The organism is Paenibacillus sp. USHLN196 (assembly GCF_037144955.1).
Lineage (GTDB): Bacteria > Bacillota > Bacilli > Paenibacillales > Paenibacillaceae > Paenibacillus > Paenibacillus xylanexedens_C.
The window spans coordinates 407781-424718 of record NZ_JBBCYH010000005.1 but is presented as its reverse complement, the minus strand read 5'-3'; the positions used below and the strand labels follow the sequence as shown (position 1 = coordinate 424718).

The window sequence follows — 16938 nt, the reverse complement described above, 5'->3', positions numbered from 1 at the left end:
GGAGGAGAACGAGTGTCAGAAAAAAACATAAAAATGCACCTCCTAAATGAGGATGAGAGATTCATTGTTGTGTTAGAAGCTTTATTAAAGCGCGCTTCTCTGGTGAATAGTCCATTTGTATTAAAAGGAAGCCTATTAACAAGACAGTATTTGGAGAATCCCGATATTCGTTATGTGGATGACATCGACTTTCTGTATACAGGTCGAATTGAGACTGAGCATCAGGCCAATGAAATATTTACAGATTGGTTGATTAGGGTAACGGAGATGTACCTGAATGACGGTATCGTATTCCGAAGCTTTAGTGAGAACGCCTTCTGGCGCAGAATAGACTACGCGATGGCGGATGATTTTCCTACGGTGAACACGGAGCTTGCCTTTTATATTGATAGTGAACCAAGGAATGAAAATGAGTATGAGGATGAGTTGCATCTGGATATATCCTTTAACCTCGACTTGAGTGAGGAGTCTGTTGCTCTATCCTACCAACCCATGGTTGGTGAAGCTTTCGTCGTTCCTTACACTGTACCACTCTCCATCCAAATTGCATGGAAGCTGCATCAAACGATAGTCAGGCCCAGGTTTAAAGACTTGTATGATTTGCAGCATCTGTTGTCTAACCCGTCATACGATCAGCAGGCGCTCAAGGAGACAATGCAGACCCTGGCCAACGAGTGCAGCATGGACCCAGCTATTACGAGAGAGGATATGAAAAAGATACTGGTTGACGATCTGCATGATGTATTTTCGAGGTTAAATTACGATTATGACCTGCAGTATTATGCCGGAAGCCGTAGTCCTGAAGTGTATTTTATGGAATTTGTTTCGGAGCTGCGCCAAACGATGAATCACGTCGGTATTAACAGTGAAGCATATGATCATTTACCAAGCTGCACCACGCATACATAGAGATCGTCATGCACTGAAGAAGCGGAGCTAAAAGCTTTCTGTAAGAAAACTGCTTTGGAAGTATTCACTTCGCCTTTATTCGTAGATGAATTTGATACGAATACCCTATCTCCGATACAATGTTCTCATAGAGTCTGAGAGAAAAGATTAAATACGGTGCAGAAATGGAGAAAACCAATATGACTGAATTTATCAACGCTGAGGATATTAATGACGTAATCCTGGCTGCGGCGGCAAATGAGCTGGAGCAGATGGTGGACAAAATATGTGAGCTGATGGGCACACCGTTGGAACAAACGGCGGAACTGGAGCGTCAGGTGATGGCTGCTTTTGGGTTTGGTGCGGTGTATGGCATTACGAACAGGGATCAGCTGGCAGAGCCACAAGCGCATGCACTAAGTATCCGGATGCTGATTAAGCCGTTTAACTACAGTGAGCAGCAGGCCGTCGACTTTGCCGATGATCTGATTCGGGTGGCTTCGGATCGGGAGGTTCATCCAGTGATGAATACGATTATCCAACGTGGGATTGACGGACACCGCCAGTTCAATCAGGAAGACGATGAGGGATTGGCACGTAACATTCAGGAGATTTTAACAGCGGTTCAATCGCAGCAATAGACGAGTTTTATTAGATTGGGGAGATGATTGCATTGGATCTGATGAAATTAAGCAAGGAACTCTCATACGCTCTGCGTCATGCTCCATGGGAGTATGAGCTGGAGCTGGACGAAGAGGGTTGGGTGGAAATCTCGCAATTGCTGGTGGCTCTACATGAAAGTCCACAGTGGAAGGAAGTAACGGAAGCTGATCTAGAGCAGATGATCCAAGCTTCGGAGAAAAAGAGACATGAGATCCGTTCTGGCCGTATTCGGGCATTGTATGGACACTCGACGCCCCATAAGATATCCAAGTCATCTGCTGAGCCACCGGAAACCCTTTACCATGGTACCCCCGCACGTGCAGTGAATTCTATTATGGAACATGGCTTACAGCCGCGGCAAAGGCAATATGTACATCTATCCGCAGATATCGATACAGCCACTCAGGTGGGACGAAGACGTGATGATCAGCCTGTCATTTTGAAAATTAATGCTGCCCAAGCGGCTATAGACGGAATCCTCTTTTATCATGGAAACGAAAATATCTGGCTGGCCGATCATATTCCGGCACGTTATATTAAGCAATGAGCGATGAACTATTGATCGTTAGCTATACCCAAAAAGGACACATCCAATATTCATTGGTGTGTCCCTTTTTGGGTTTTCTATTTCATTCTCTTCTATCTATAGAGGAGAGAGAATTCAATTCTTGGAATTCTCATATCCCAATCTTACTTGCCTACAATCGCTTTAATACCTTCGCTTAGTGGCTGAGCCGGACGGCCAAGTAATTTCTCCAATGTATCACTCTCTACTGCCAGCGCGCCTTCACGGATGGCACCTTGCATATCAACGAGCATGGATACGACAAAGTCCGGTAGACCTGCGCCTTTCATGATGTCAGCATAAGCGGCATCGTCCACGTTTTGCACGCTGATTTCCTGTCCGAGCACTTCACCAACAATGGCAGCCAGTTCAGCTTGAGTGCGCAATTTGCCGGACAATTCATATACGGTATTTTCATGTCCTTCACCTGCAAGTACAGCTGCAGCAGCATGAGCATAATCACTGCGGGTAGCCCAGCCTACTTGGCTGTCGTTGGTGGCATGAACCCAAGGTGCGCCTTGCGTAGCTGCTTGCACGCTGCCTGCTTCATTCTCCAGATACCAGTTATTGCGTAAGAGGGAATAAGGGATGCCAGACTCACGAATAGCTTGTTCTGTAGCGCGGTGAACTTCAGCCAGGGAAAGGGTGTTTTTCTCTGCATTCACAACGCTTGTGTAAGCTATGAAGCCAACGCCTGCGCTCTTGGCAGCGTCAATGGCAGCCTGATGTTGGCGAATACGCGTTTCATTGTCACCATCGGTGGAGATGAGCAACAGACGATCTACACCCGCAAAGGCTTTTTCCAACGTCTCCGGTTGATCGAAATCACCGTGACGAACGTCAACACCTTGAGCTTGGAGAGCTTCCGCTTTCTCTGGATTACGTACACTTACAGCCAAATTTTTGGCAGAACCCGCTTTTAACAATGCTTCTACGACCAGTGAACCCAATTGACCTGTTGCCCCAGTAACCAAAATTTTCATCTTCTATTCCTCCTATAATATGTGTTGTGGTTGTCTACGTCTTACTTAACCCAAGCTAGCAAGCCGTATACGTATATTGCATATGGATGTAATCAAAGGTGTTATAACAGGTATGATTACAACGAAAAGGTTAAAAAAAGCTCGCAATGAGCTTTTTTTATTCAGAGACATGAACCTGATCCATCATCTGTTGTATCGTTACACGATTCAAGCGCTGTTCCATAGCTGTCTGAGCCTCAATGAGTTCGGCACGCAAGGTGTGTTCAATCATATTACCAACCGGACATTGCGGGTTCGGGTGTTTGTGGAAGTTAAACAGTTCTCCATCCTCCACGACCTCAAGCGCTCGATATACATCGAGAAGGGTAATATTCGCCGGGTCTTTCAACAAGGAAGCACCGCCTACACCGGGTCTGACGTCGATCAGACCCGCCTGTTTCAGCTTGGACATGATTCGCCGGATAATTACGGGATTCGTATTCACACTCTGAGCGATAATATCTCCGGTGCATTCATTGGGCATAACAGCGATCAGGGACAGGGTATGAACCGCGATGGAAAAGCGACTGCTGATTTGTTTCATTGATGATCACCACCGTTGTAACCATAATAGTTACAAAGTGATCTTTTGTCAAATCCTATTTTTTATTTCTTCTTAAGTGAAATCGGGCATGCTTTAAATACTTTATAGCTGGCTTCTCTAAGTGAATCTAGCGATAGAAAAATAGAAAAATATGTTTTAATTGACAATTAAAAATAGAGTTATATAATCTGGCTAGATGTCTCGTAGTGAAATGAATTGCGTTGGTTTGGAATAACCTTGTATGAAAGGAGCTGGGCATGTATTTTGCCAAATAAATAGGAACTACTTGTAGATGAGAGGAGCCATGTTCGTTTATGCTGCTACGAATGCTGAGAAACGATATAACGAGAAAGAAAGGGATTACGGCTGCATTATTTATTTTTGTCCTGCTGGCAGCCTTGCTGGTATCTTCAGGGTCACGAATGATTATGGAACTGACGAGTTCCATCCAATATCTGTTCTCTGAATCCAAAACACCGCACTTTGTACAAATGCATGCCGGGGAAATCGATCAGGTCAAAGTGAACACGTGGGCTGAAGAAAATGCCATGGTCCAGCAGCATCAGATTGTGGAAATGGTCAACATTGACGGCTCGAATCTGTTTCTCGGAACAGAGTCCGAAAAGAACAGCGTTATGGACATTGACTTTGTTACACAGAATCAGGGTTTCGATTATTTATTGAATCTGGACAGTGAGATTATTCAGGTTAACGATGGCGAGATCGCGGTTCCGGTATATTACATGCAGCAAAATAAATTGAGCTTGGGCGACCAGGTTCGGATAGATAATGGTCAATTTGTGGGTTCTTACACCATCGTTGATTTTGTCCGTGATGCTCAGATGAATCCATCGGTTGTGCACTCCAAACGTTTTATTGTAAGTACAGGGGATTTGCAGGAACTGAAGCAGAGCGTCGGAGAGATGGAGTATCTTATTGAGTTCCGGTTGACGGATCCCGGACTGACGGGAGATTTCACCCAGGCCTACCAAAATGCAGGGCTTCCTAACGCGGGTCCAGTCGTAACCTATGGTCTGTTTCAGGTATTGAATGCCATGACCGACGGAGTCATTGCAGCCGTCATTATTCTGGTCAGTCTTGTGCTGATTCTGATCGCGATGCTCTGCATCCGATTCACGATGCTTGCGACCATTGAAGAGGATTATCGTGAGATTAGTGTCATGAAAGCAATTGGGATCGCAGAGAAGGATATCAAGAATCTGTATCTGATGAAGTATGTATTTATGGCCGGATTAGCTTCCGTGCTGGGTTACATTGCATCACTTGGCGTTAACAGACTGTTTGTTTCAAATATCATGTTGTATATGGGAAAAGCACCTGCAACCCTGTTGCATTTTGCGATTCCGTTAGTAGCCGCCGGTTTGATATTTGCAATGGTAATTCTGTTCTGTCGAACGGTACTGCGGCGCTTTCGTTCCATCTCCGCGGTGGATGCACTCCGTACCGGGAGCCTGGGAGATACACAGATTGTTCGAAACCGGCTCAGTCTGTCCCGCAATCGCTGGTCTTCCGTACCTGTCTTTCTTGGACTGAAGGAAGTCATACAGCGAATCAAGATGTTCCGATTATTATTATTCGTCTTTGTAGTCAGTTCATTTATCATGATTGTGCCGGTCAACTTCCTGAACACTTTACAGGCGCCAAGCTTTATTTCCTATATGGGTGTTGGACAAAGCGATATTCGCATTGACTTGAGGCATACAGACGATGTAGAGCAGCGTTATACCAATCTGGTAGCTCAGATCCAAAATGATAATGACATCAGAACGTATTCCCCATTGGTGACGAGTCAGTTCAAGATTAAGAATGCGGAGGGAAGTTACGACAATCTGAGTGTAGAAACTGGGGATTTCAGTATTTTTCCATTATCCTATGTTAGCGGTAATGCGCCAACAACCGGAAATGAAATTGCTTTATCCGATGCAAATAGCAGTGAGCTGGGCTTGAAAACAGGCGAGCAGCTAACCTTGCTGGTTAATGGCAAAGATCAGATGATGACGGTCAGTGGAATATACCAGGATGTTACGAATGGTGGGAAAACGGCAAAGGCCTTGTTACCTTACAACAAGGATAGCGTGTTGTGGTACGTGGTCAGTCTGGATCTGAAAGATCGTGGGGATATGGCCGCCAAAATTGCTGAATATGAGACGTCTTTCTCTCCAGCCAAAGTAACCGATCTTCAAGGTTATCTGGATCAAACACTAGGCGGAACCATCCAACAATTAAAATTGGTTACAATCTTGGCACTGGTTATCGGTGTCTTCATCTCCATTTTGATTACATCCCTGTTCCTTCAGATGTTAGTAGCCAAGGACAACAACGATATTGCTGTACTAAGAAGTCTCGGCTTTGCCTTGTCTAAGATCAAGTTGAAGTATGTGGTGATGTCACTTGTCATATTGATCGTTGGAGTTGCAGCTGGGACGATATTATCCAATACGTTGGGCCCGTTGTTAGTCAGTGGTATCATGTCAACGTTTGGTGCTTCGAATATTGTTTTTGTTGTTAACCCGTTACAGGCATATATTTTGTGTCCACTGCTACTTGCAGGCACCATCGTACTGACGGCATGGATTAGCATCCAATCGATCAAGGAAACGAGCATATCCAAAATGATTGTGGAATAGGGAGGAATAACGATGACTACTATACTAGAAGCCAAAGATGTGAATAAATCTGTAGCGCTCGGCGAAAATGAAGAACATAGTATCCTGAAAGATATTAACCTTCAATTAAAAAAAGGAGAGTTTGTTTCCATCATGGGGCCATCTGGCTCAGGCAAGTCTACCTTACTGTATAACATAAGTGGCATGGATCAAATTAGTGCTGGAAGTGTCTATTTTAATGGCAAAAAAATATCGGCATTTCAAGAGAGTGACCTAGCCAGTCTACGTTTGACAAAGATGGGGTTCATTTTTCAAAATATTCATCTGCTCAAGAATCTGAATCTGTTGGACAATATCGTACTTTCCGCATATCTGGCCAAGAACAGCAACAGAGATACGATTAATACACGGGCGATGTCACTCATGAAAAAAATGGGAATTGACGAGTTGGCTGAGCATAACATCACCCAAGCTTCGGGTGGGCAGCTGCAACGGATCGCCATCTGCCGTGCGTTGATTAATAATCCGGATATTCTATTCGGAGATGAACCTACAGGAGCGCTGAATTCCAAATCGACGTATGAGATCATGGATATTCTGGGCGATATTAATACAGCGGGTACAACCATTCTGCTCGTAACCCATGATGTGAAAGTTGCTGCTCGATCGGAACGTGTGCTGTTTATGATGGACGGTAAGCTGGTGGCAGACAAAAATATCGGAAAATATGCAAGAGAACGTCAGGATCTGAAAACAAGGGAAAGCCATCTGGCACAATGGTTAACTGAAATGGGGTTCTAAAAAAAGAACTTCATGACTACAATAGACCGACAGTCGGTCGATGTATCGGAGGCCAGAATATGAGATTGATTAAAAATCCAGAAGAACGCAGGAACGAGATTTTGGATGCTGCGGAGATTCTGTTCGTAACCAAGGGATATACCAAAGCTACGGTTATGGATATCCTTCAAGCGTGTAACATTGCCAAGGGCACATTTTATTATTATTTTCAGTCCAAAGAAGAGGTCATGAACGCCATCGTCATGCGTTTTATTCTCAGCGGGGAGGCATCGGCCAAGTCCATCGTGTCAGATCCCAAGTTGAACGCCCATGACAAAATTTTTCGCATCATGATGGCTCAGAATCAGCCTGACGGCAAGAAGCATGATCTCATTGAGGAATTGCACAGTGTTCATAATATAGAGATGCACCAAAAGAGTCTTGTGGAGACGGTGATTCGATTAAGTCCCATCTTGGCTGAGGTGGTGGAACAGGGGATTCGAGAAGGGGTGTTTCATACGCCTAATCCCAAGGAATCCATCGAATTTCTACTTGTATCGTCCCAATTTTTACTTGATCGAGGCATCTTTCAATGGGAGGAGGAAGAACTCCAAAAAAAGGTTGAAGCATTCACGCATATTATGGAACGTGTTCTGGGAGCAGAGAAAGGAAGCTTTGCTTACGTCACTCGTCTTTATTTTCCGCATCAAGCTTAGCTAAAAAAAGGAGTATCATTCATGGAACATACGGTTCAAAAATCATTTAGGAAGTTTCTAGTTGTATGGTTCGGTCAGCTCATCTCCATGATTGGGATTGGACTTACGGCTTTCTCCCTGGGGGTGTATGCCTTCGAAAAAACAAATACGGCAACAAGTGTTGCGTTGATTACCTTGTGTACGTTTCTGCCAAACATCCTGCTTAGACCGATTGGAGGTGTACTGGCCGACCGATTCGACCGTCGAACGATGATGATTATCGGCGACCTGGGATCGGCGGCAGGGTTGATTTTCATTCTGTCGATTATGCTCACAGGTGATATTCAGTTATGGCATATCTATGTGGGAGTGGCCTTTAGTTCTGTATTTTCTGCGCTGCAAAGCCCGGCATATAAGGCCTCTGCCACCGACTTGCTGGATAAGGATCAATTCTCCAAAGGAAGCGGTCTTGTACAGATGGCCGAATCCTCGAAGTTTCTGTTTTCACCGATCATTGCGGGCATTCTGCTCAGTATAACAACCATTGAAGTCATTCTGGTCATTAATATTCTGACATTCCTAGTTGCCATTCTGGCTGTGCTGGTTATTCGGAAGAGCATGAAGGTTGAGCGAGATGATAAGGAAGACAAAAACTGGATCGCTGATATTCAAGAGGGCTGGAGGGAAGTCGTAACTAACAAGGGAGTATTGTTGCTGGTGGTGATTATTTCGCTGGTTACCTTTTATCTGGGATTCCTGGAGACACTCATTGGTCCCATGCTCCTGTCCTTCACGGATGCGAAGACACTTGGTACGTTTCAGTCCGTTAGTGCCATCGGTATGTTGATTAGCAGCTTGTGCATAGGCATATTTACGATGACGAAGAAATATGCAAGTGTGCTCGTAATGGGATTGATTATGTGCGGTCTGTCCTTCTCGCTTCTGGGGATATCCACGAACATTTATTTTATTATTTTCGCAGGCTTTCTGTTTCTGTCATCCCTGCCGTTCGTCAACATGAGTGCAGATGTGCTGGTGCGAAACAATATTGCCAATGAAAAGCAGGGCAGGGTATGGGGAATCATTGGTATTCTGTCACAACTCGGGTTTATTATTGCGTACAGTTTGGCTGGATTTCTGGCCGACCATGTGTTTAATCCGCTGTTGATGGAGGATGGAGCGCTCGCGTCCTCAGTGGGGCAAATGATTGGAACTGGGCCGGGCAGAGGTATTGCCTTCCTGTTCATTATTGCTGGTCTATTTGTTATTTTGATCGCATTAATCACATCCCGGTTAAAAATGATCAAATCCCTGGAGCTTAGCACGGATATAACGACTCCTTCCGATGTTGTGGGATTGGCGCACGATTAATCTGAATTCTACAGCGAAAGCCCTTGTCCGCAGATTGTGAATATTTCTTCTGTACGAAGAGACATTTACACCATGAGCAGACAAGGGCTTTTTGTGCTGTGCAGTCAGCAGATTTAATTATATAAGAGAAGTTTGTGGATATCGTTTGTTGCCAGATTTCGTAGCAATTACCCCTTTACCGCCCCAGAAGTCAGGCCGCCTACAATATACTTTTGCCCAATGAGGAAGACAATTAACACAGGCAAGGACGTAAGTACAATATCTGCGCTGACCAGATTCCACTGGGCACTGAATTGTCCGAAGAAGTTATACACAGCAAGGGTCATCGGCCACATCTCGACCGTATTCAGCATATAAAGCGGGGCCGTGAATTCATTCCAGACACTAAGGAAATTCAAGACAAATACCGTCACCAGCACTGAGGTTAACAAAGGCACAATGATTCGCAGGAACAGTTTGATCCCATTACATCCGTCCATGATCGCGGCTTCATCCAGCTCCTTCGGGATGTTAGACACGAATGCATATGTAATGAACAGCGAGATCGGAATCCCCATGGCCGTATAGAGTAGAATCATGCCGACGTGTGAATTGATCATGCCCATCGATTTCATCACTTCCATCAGCGGAATGTAGTTGAGCGGGAGTGTAATGCCAAGAATCAGGAAGAAGTACAGGAACTTGCTGAGCCTCGAATGGTTACGTGATAACGTGAAGGCTGAGAAGGCTACAACAAACACCAATAATAGAGAAGAGGCCCCGGAGTGCAGCAGACTGTTGAAAAAAGAACCTCCCAAGTGTCCTTGTTCATAGACGGTTTTGTAATTTTCGAAAATAAACTTCTCGGGCAGCGTCAGTTTCAACACTTTGGCCTCGGCGTCCGACTTGAATGAATTCAATACAATGACGACAAAAGGAATCAGGACTACCAGGCTAAGTAGCCAGGCGAGTACATTTAACCCGATGGAAGCCAAACTTTTTTTCAATCGCATGTCAGTATTCCACCTTTCGGTTCATCAAACGAATGATGAAGAAGGAGATGATCGCCATGATGACAAACAGAATGGTGGACAGGGCACTACCGAGTCCCCAATACCCTTTGGCAAAAGAGGAATAGACCGCCGTGTTAATCACATCTGTGGCATTACCAGGCCCACCATTAGTCAGCACGTATACGGCATCGAATACTCGTAATCCATACGTAATATTGAGCACCGTGGCAATGGTAATCGTAGGCATCAGCATCGGAATGGTGATCCGGAACAGCTTCTGTCCGAACCCGGCGCCGTCAATGGACGCTGCCTCATAGTAATCGCGGGGAATGGCGAGCAGTCCGGCGATGAACAGCACCATGATGTACCCCATGCCTTTCCACGTATCCACCGCCATAATGGATGGCATGGCCCAGGTCAGGGAACCCAGCCAGTTCTGGGCGAGAACGTCCAGTCCCATGGAACGCAGGGTCACGTTAACGAACCCGTTGTTGGGGTCGAGTAGACTTTTGAACACGAGTCCAACAATGAGGAACGACAGCACCTGTGGGGAGAAGATGATCATCCGGTGCAGATTCGCAGCCTTTACACCGCTGACCAACAGCAGAGCCAGGAATAAGCCCAGCACGGTCTTGGCGATGGATGTAACGAGGGTGAACAGGACTGTGTTTTTGATAAAAAGCAGATAGGTCGGATCACCCGCCAGAATGGTGCGGAAATGCTCCAAACCGATAAAGTTCTTCTCCGAACTATAGCTGTTCCAGTCGGTGAAGGAATAATAGATGCCGAGCAGAGCGGGAGCGACGATGAACAGCAGATATAATACAATCGCTCCGGATGAGAAATACCAGGGATAGATTTTGTTCGCATTCATAATCCGTAACACCTTTCCTTCCTGCCAAAATACATGAGCGAGCAAGTGCCCGCTGCATGTAACGCTGTTCAGCGTTTATGTTTATCTGAGATTTGCGCTGTTATTGCCACGCTTCATCCTTCAACACTTTGGCTTGTTCAGCCCGGCGTTTATCAATATTTTGCAGAATCTGATCCGGTGTCATTGCGCCAGCGAACATGCCTGACAGGTCCTTGCCGATATCCATCCATTGTGGATCAATGTATTTCACAGCGGCCTGCATAACCGTACCTTTTTCATGATTTTTCTCATAATCGATATAATCCTGTGTCAGCTTTGGTTCGATTTCTGGCCAGCAGATCGTCAGGTTACCTTCACCTTCATCGAACACACGTTGCAGATGATCATGCTCGGTGATCCAACGGAAGAATTTCAGCACTTCTTCGGGATGTTTACTGTTTTTGTTACCGAACATGGCAGCCGAACCGCCCGGGTTCACCCCAATCGTCTGATTATCTCCCCACGGCATCACGAAGAATCCCATATTGTCTTCCATCGCCGGATACGCTTCGGACACTTCTTTTTCAGTACCTGGCACCCGCAGCAGCATAGCCGCTTTTTCCTGACCAAACGCTTCAATTCCCGCTTCTACCGTATTGGACAAGAAGTCTTTACCGAAATAACCAAGATCCGCAAATTCCTTCAACTGCTCAATGACCGTCTTGAGCTGTGTCATATCGGCTACTTTCATCTCATTATTGTTTAGTTTCTCGTATGTTCCCGCTGTCGTTTGCTCATAGTTAGGTCCCGTTTCGAACAAAGGCAGAACCTGATACCATCCACTGGCAGGTGCCTGATAGAACGGAATGATATCTTTATCCTTGATTTTCTGGCCGATTGCCTTGAATTCCGCATAGGATGTAGGAGGCTCAATGCCCAGCTCTGCGAAGATACGTTTGTTATAGTACACATACCAGATTTTCGATGGGGCAAAAGAAACCCCGTACACCTTGTCATTGTGACTGACAGTGGGCAAAATCTCTTCGGACATCCGACCTGTGAATTCCTCATTGGTCAGATCAATGGCATTTTCCTCCGGTCTTACGTTGGCCGGCATGCTAAGTGGGTCCACATCGACATTGAAAATATCAGGTGCTTCGCCAGAAGCGAGCTTCACCTTGATCAGATCACGCCACTGTGCGTCAGGTACAACCTGAAAGTCAATTTTGACACCCGTCTCCTGCTCATATTCCTTGGCCATTGTCTGCATGATGCCTGTACGCGGAATACCCGATTGGCTCGTTCCAAACGTGAGTGTCACCTTGCCCGAACCTTCCGCACTTTTCCCTGAGTTGCACCCGGCAAGTAGCAGGGTGGAGATTAGGAGCACACTTGCAAGCGAAAATAGAAATCGTTTTCTCATCATTGAACCTCCCGGAATATAAAGAAAATTGTCACTTGCCGAAACGCTTAATGTAAGCGTATTCTTATGTGGATAACTTTACTGTGAACAGCGGATGTGCTCAATAGACAAAAGCGTTCTGTTGGGTGGACATTTTCGAATGGTGTGACAGATATCATCATAGGACGAGGTGTGTGGGGATTGCGGTATCGATTTGGAACGCTTCAGCAAAGTCTGTTTGCCTATTACTCTGCGGTATTTATTATCTTTTCTCTCATCGTGGCAGGACTCCTGTATGTTTTTCTTGCCAGTGACATCCGTCATCGAAGTGAAGAACAGCAGAGACAATTAGGGGTATCAATCGTCAGTAATCTGGATCAGGAAGTGGTGAAAATGAACAACTTCTCCATGAATATCGTGTACTCCAATCTGGTGAAGGAACATTTCAGTCATTATTTGGCACCAGCGGAGGACAGTGAGCGGACAATGACGAGTGATCCGGCATTGTACAAAGATACAACCACACTGATTGACGTCATTCTGGCGATCATCAGTAGCTCGAATACAGCCAAGCAGGCCAATATCTATGACGTGAACGGCAAGATGTTGGGAGCGGGGGCATTCAACGGTCAACTATCGGTGGATCTGACTCAGCGACCGTGGTACAAGGAAACCTGGGAGCGGAGTGGCTGGCGGGTGATCCGTCTGTTACAGGGGGGAGCTTTGCCCATGCCAACAGGCGAGGGGAAAGCGGATCAACCCTACATTTCACTTACCCGGGTATACAAAGATGGCAATTATGTCAGCCAGGGCGTAGTTGAGATTTTGCAGGATGCCGGAACTCTGTTCCAGCATTTGAATGATTTGCAGGCGAGTAACGACGATCTTCGCATCTATGTGATGGATGAACAAAATACACGGTTATATCCACTTTCTTCGGGTGCCGATGATTCCCAAGCAGGCTATTTCGATGATGTGGATTTGATTCAAAATCGTACATTTCCGCCCGATACCATGCAGGAAGTGACGGATCCTCTGAATCATTCCAAGCAAATGATGACCTACATGACTTCACAGGAGACGGGATGGACTGTTGTTGTCATGCAGTCCAAGCAGTCCCTTTTCGCGAGTCTCAACCGGATGGCTGTGATGTTTATCGGTGCCACGTTAGCTACTCTCATGCTGATTCTGGTTCTCTCGTATCTGATTTCCAAAAGGGTCACTTTGCCGCTACATCGTTTGCAGCGCATTATTCAGAAAACGGGTGAAAACGATCTGGTATCGGGTCAGGATTCCGGCCAGTTATTCAAGCTGGAGCATCCCGGTTCCATCCGGGAGATGGATGAGCTGAATGATACGTTTATCCGGTTGAATCAACAGCTTGTACAGTCTTTTCAGGACAGGCTGGCGATGAAATCTCAGGAGACAGAAGCGAGATTACTGGCGTTGCAATCCCAGATGAATCCGCATTTTTTGTATAACAACATCACAAATATTAGCATCATGGCGGAAGAAGGCATGAATAAGCAGATTGTCGCATTCTGCGGAAATATTGCGTCCATGCTCCGTTATATCTCTACTCCGGGCAAGAATGGCGTTCCACTGTCTCAAGAATTGGATTATTGTGAGCGGTATCTGGAGTGTATGAAGATTCGGTTTGAAGATGACCTGCACTACGAGTTCCATATTCCGCCTGAGTTGCAACATATTCAGGTTCCAATGTTAATGGTACAACCACTACTCGAAAATGTCATGAAATATGGACTGAGTGATACGCCCCCTTGGAAACTGGTCATTACTGGAGAGTTGGATACGGCAGAGGAGACCTGGCAGATCCACGTGGAAGACAATGGGCCTGGCATGGAACCCGAGGCACTTGGCCAAATACTGCATTATATCGAACAGTCACGGGAGTGGGAACGTATGCCTGAGCTTGAGATTAACGGGATGGGACTCAAGAACATCTGGGTCCGCTTGAAATTGTGGTATGGCACGTCAGCTCGGATGCAGATTACGAACAAGTCTTCCGGCGGTGTCCAGATTACAATAGGCGGTTCCATTCGAAAGGAGCATGACTGAACCCGTGACGAACAAATACAGAACGATTATTGTGGAGGACGAGGCCTTGATTCGTCGTAATGTATCGCGCAAATTCAGAGAGCTCGGCAGCCGGTTCGAAGTGATTGGTGAAGCGAGGAATGGTCAGGAAGCATTACAGCTAATCGAACATTCCGTACCTGATCTGGTCGTAACCGATATTCAGATGCCGGTGATGAACGGATTGGAACTGGCCAAATATCTGTATTTTGCCTATCCGCATGTGAAGATTGTGATCCTGAGTGGTTATCATGAATTTGAATATGCACGGCAGGCGATTAGTTACAAGGTCGAGGATTATCTGCTCAAACCATTGTCCGAAGAACAGCTTCGTACACTGCTGGATGCAATGGAACTGAAGCTCGGGAGCGCTACGGATTCGCTTGCCCATGTCAGCGCTGTGCTGGATGAGCAGGTGAAGCCGGAAGATATTGCAGAGACCGTTAAGCTGTATCTGAAGCAGAATTACATGCATGAGATTACACTCCAGGATATGGCGGGGCAGATGCATTTTAGTGTGGACTATGTGGGGAAGTGCTTCAAGAAGGTGACGGGGGAGACTCCGCTGAAATATATGACAGGCTTGCGAATCAATGAAGCGAAGCGCATGCTCGTCACACACGAAAATATGGATATCAAGACGATCGGCGGAGCGGTAGGGTATAGTGATTCCCATTATTTCAGCCGGATTTTCAAAAACAAAACAGGTATGTATCCCAGCGAGTATCGATTGAGCTTACAGCAACGAAAAAAAGCCCTGTCCATGGATGAAGGGGATCCAGATGACCTGAGCTAATTTATTGAAGTAAAGCTTCTTCAGTTATTTTGCGAATATCAAACGGGGATCGAATACCTTCTTCGATGATATCAGGCAGGATGTGATTGAGGAAATAACGGACACAGTGGAGATCAATGTTTTTGATCTTGACGAGCGCGTAACGGTACATGACGATGAACTCTTTCTCCGTGTTACCCCGTTGCAGTTCCGCGAAAGCTTCGTACACTTGATCCATCTTGTCTGCAACTTCGAGAATCAGTCCTTCGACCGATTGGTCTTTGCCTTCACGCAGTTGTCTGCGGAAAATTTCTTTGAACTCTTCCGGGATATTCTCGTTAATAAAATGTTCAACCATACCTTCTTCCACCTGCTGAAGCATGGAACGAAGTTCAAGTGAATAATGTTTGACCGGGGTCTTGATATCACCGATGAAGATTTCGCCATAGTCATGACTGCTGGTAATCTCGTATAACTTTTTCCAGTCAATGCTTACGCCTTGCTGTTCTTCAATATCGGCCAACGTTTTGGCGTACTGAACCACTTTCCAGGAATGGGCGGATACACAATGTTCTTCGAACTTGAATTTGCCAGGGGTCCGAATAATGCGTTCAAGATCATTCAGTGATCTGAAGTACGTATGAATTCCCATTAGAAGAGATCATCCTTTACAAGTTAGGTGGGCGTATACACTGACTATACTTCAGTTATATTAACCACGGATTAACGATGTATACATTGAATGTAAAATGAAGCCAGAAAGCCACGATGGATGACTGAACGTGAGTTCGTCATCCATCGTGGCTTCATCTGTGCAAATGTTATGCTACCTAACGTAGATAAGTGCAGCTGGTCAACTATTATGCCTTTTTTCGTACCGGTGAAGTGTACCAGTACGCCATGCCGACAAAGAGGGCACCACCGATGATATTACCAAGTGTCACCGGAATCATGTTGTGGAACCAGCCTGCCATAGTGATCGTATCCGGGTGGTTCGGCAATAGCCAGGATAAAGATAGTAATGTCATATTGGCAACACTGTGTTCATAGCCACTTGCGATAAATGCGTATAGACACCACCAGATAAGAACAAGTTTGGCAATATCCTCTTTGGAGCGAGCGGCCATCCAGATTGCCAGACAGACGAGCCAGTTACAGAGAATGCCGCGGAAGAACAGCTCCGATACGGGAGCGGCCATTTTTTTGGCAGAGACGACAAACAGCAGATGTTCCGGCGTAGCCGTCTTGAACAGGCCGCTACCGACAATAAGCAAACTTAGCAGGATAGCACCGAGCAGGTTACCGATAAAGACGAGCCCCCAGTTCTTCAACGTTTCGTTCACTGTGGTTCGGCCAGCCAGCGTACTCATGGTGAAGAACATATTGTTACCTGTAAACAGTTCCGATCCGGCAAAGATGACCAGTGTGAGCGCGAGTCCGAAGGACATGCCCATCAACATGGTTTGCAGTGGTGACTGCGCCGCAAGGAGCGGAGCACCAATACTGAAGATCAGAACGATGCCAAGCCCTACATAAGCACCCGCCATCAAGGCAGCAACCATGTACCGTGGCAGGCTTGCGTTCATCTGATCGCGTTTTTTAACCGCAGCTTCAATAATTCCCTCAACACTTGGTGTATACATCACGGTTTCCCCCATTTTTTT

The 16938-nt window shown here is 46.0% G+C and carries 16 protein-coding genes; 9 read left to right on the top strand and 7 right to left on the bottom strand.

The features are described from left to right. The first annotated feature begins 12 nt into the window (after positions 1–12). The 3 genes from WFI24_RS15405 (at position 13) to WFI24_RS15395 (ending at position 2098) form a co-directional block, all read left to right on the top strand. On the top strand, positions 13–909 hold the full coding sequence (locus tag WFI24_RS15405) for a nucleotidyl transferase AbiEii/AbiGii toxin family protein (protein ID WP_336762080.1): 897 nt from the start codon (positions 13–15) through the stop codon (positions 907–909). Positions 910–1088: 179 nt separating this feature from the next. After that, positions 1089–1529 (top strand): Imm48 family immunity protein, encoded by a 441-nt coding sequence (gene imm48, locus WFI24_RS15400; protein WP_336762078.1) that lies wholly within the window; start codon positions 1089–1091, stop codon positions 1527–1529. Between the two features lie 23 nt (positions 1530–1552). After that, positions 1553–2098 (top strand): RNA 2'-phosphotransferase, encoded by a 546-nt coding sequence (locus tag WFI24_RS15395; RefSeq protein WP_442956225.1) that lies wholly within the window; start codon positions 1553–1555, stop codon positions 2096–2098. Between the two features lie 143 nt (positions 2099–2241). Here WFI24_RS15395 and WFI24_RS15390 read toward each other — a convergent pair whose 3' ends face one another. Beyond that, positions 2242–3099: an SDR family oxidoreductase gene (locus tag WFI24_RS15390; RefSeq protein WP_336762073.1), complete on the bottom strand. Its 858-nt coding sequence runs from the start codon at positions 3097–3099 to the stop codon at positions 2242–2244. Positions 3100–3256: 157 nt separating this feature from the next. Further along, positions 3257–3682 carry an Rrf2 family transcriptional regulator gene (locus WFI24_RS15385; RefSeq protein WP_336762071.1) on the bottom strand — a complete coding sequence of 142 codons (426 nt, stop codon included), beginning with the start codon at positions 3680–3682 and terminating at the stop codon, positions 3257–3259. Positions 3683–3996: 314 nt separating this feature from the next. On the opposite strand from WFI24_RS15385, the gene WFI24_RS15380 reads away from it, so the two are divergent. The 4 genes from WFI24_RS15380 to WFI24_RS15365 are packed head-to-tail and all read left to right on the top strand — an operon-like array spanning position 3997 to position 9155. Further along, complete coding sequence (locus tag WFI24_RS15380; protein ID WP_336762070.1) at positions 3997–6330, top strand: ABC transporter permease; 2334 nt, start codon at positions 3997–3999, stop codon at positions 6328–6330. 12 nt (positions 6331–6342) lie between these two features. Beyond that, positions 6343–7110, top strand: a complete 768-nt coding sequence (locus tag WFI24_RS15375) for an ABC transporter ATP-binding protein (RefSeq protein ID WP_336762068.1) — start codon at positions 6343–6345, stop codon at positions 7108–7110. Positions 7111–7169: 59 nt separating this feature from the next. Next, complete coding sequence (locus WFI24_RS15370) at positions 7170–7805, top strand: TetR/AcrR family transcriptional regulator (protein ID WP_336762066.1); 636 nt, start codon at positions 7170–7172, stop codon at positions 7803–7805. A gap of 21 nt (positions 7806–7826) precedes the next feature. Continuing rightward, positions 7827–9155: an MFS transporter gene (locus WFI24_RS15365; protein WP_336762064.1), complete on the top strand. Its 1329-nt coding sequence runs from the start codon at positions 7827–7829 to the stop codon at positions 9153–9155. A 167-nt stretch (positions 9156–9322) separates the two neighbouring features. Here WFI24_RS15365 and WFI24_RS15360 read toward each other — a convergent pair whose 3' ends face one another. The 3 genes from WFI24_RS15360 to WFI24_RS15350 form a co-directional block, all read right to left on the bottom strand. Then, entirely contained in the window at positions 9323–10147 is an 825-nt protein-coding gene (locus WFI24_RS15360; protein WP_336762062.1) for a carbohydrate ABC transporter permease, read from the bottom strand. A 1-nt stretch (position 10148) separates the two neighbouring features. Then, the gene (locus tag WFI24_RS15355; RefSeq protein ID WP_017687164.1) at positions 10149–11021 is read right to left on the bottom strand and encodes a carbohydrate ABC transporter permease; all 873 of its coding nucleotides are present in this window, start codon (positions 11019–11021) and stop codon (positions 10149–10151) included. A 100-nt stretch (positions 11022–11121) separates the two neighbouring features. After that, a complete protein-coding gene (locus WFI24_RS15350) occupies positions 11122–12426 on the bottom strand; it encodes an ABC transporter substrate-binding protein (RefSeq protein ID WP_336762060.1) in 1305 nt (434 codons plus the stop codon). A 177-nt stretch (positions 12427–12603) separates the two neighbouring features. Between WFI24_RS15350 and WFI24_RS15345 the strand changes: the two genes are divergently transcribed. Beyond that, positions 12604–14481 (top strand): sensor histidine kinase, encoded by a 1878-nt coding sequence (locus WFI24_RS15345; protein ID WP_336762058.1) that lies wholly within the window; start codon positions 12604–12606, stop codon positions 14479–14481. Next, positions 14474–15295: a response regulator transcription factor gene (locus WFI24_RS15340; RefSeq protein WP_336762056.1), complete on the top strand. Its 822-nt coding sequence runs from the start codon at positions 14474–14476 to the stop codon at positions 15293–15295. Before WFI24_RS15345 ends, WFI24_RS15340 begins: the two co-directional genes overlap by 8 nt. A 1-nt stretch (position 15296) precedes the next feature. Here the strand turns inward: WFI24_RS15340 and WFI24_RS15335 are convergent, their stop codons facing one another. Then, positions 15297–15926: a YfbR-like 5'-deoxynucleotidase gene (locus WFI24_RS15335; protein ID WP_336762055.1), complete on the bottom strand. Its 630-nt coding sequence runs from the start codon at positions 15924–15926 to the stop codon at positions 15297–15299. A gap of 208 nt (positions 15927–16134) precedes the next feature. After that, the gene (locus WFI24_RS15330; protein ID WP_145323377.1) at positions 16135–16917 is read right to left on the bottom strand and encodes a formate/nitrite transporter family protein; all 783 of its coding nucleotides are present in this window, start codon (positions 16915–16917) and stop codon (positions 16135–16137) included. Positions 16918–16938 lie beyond the last annotated feature (21 nt).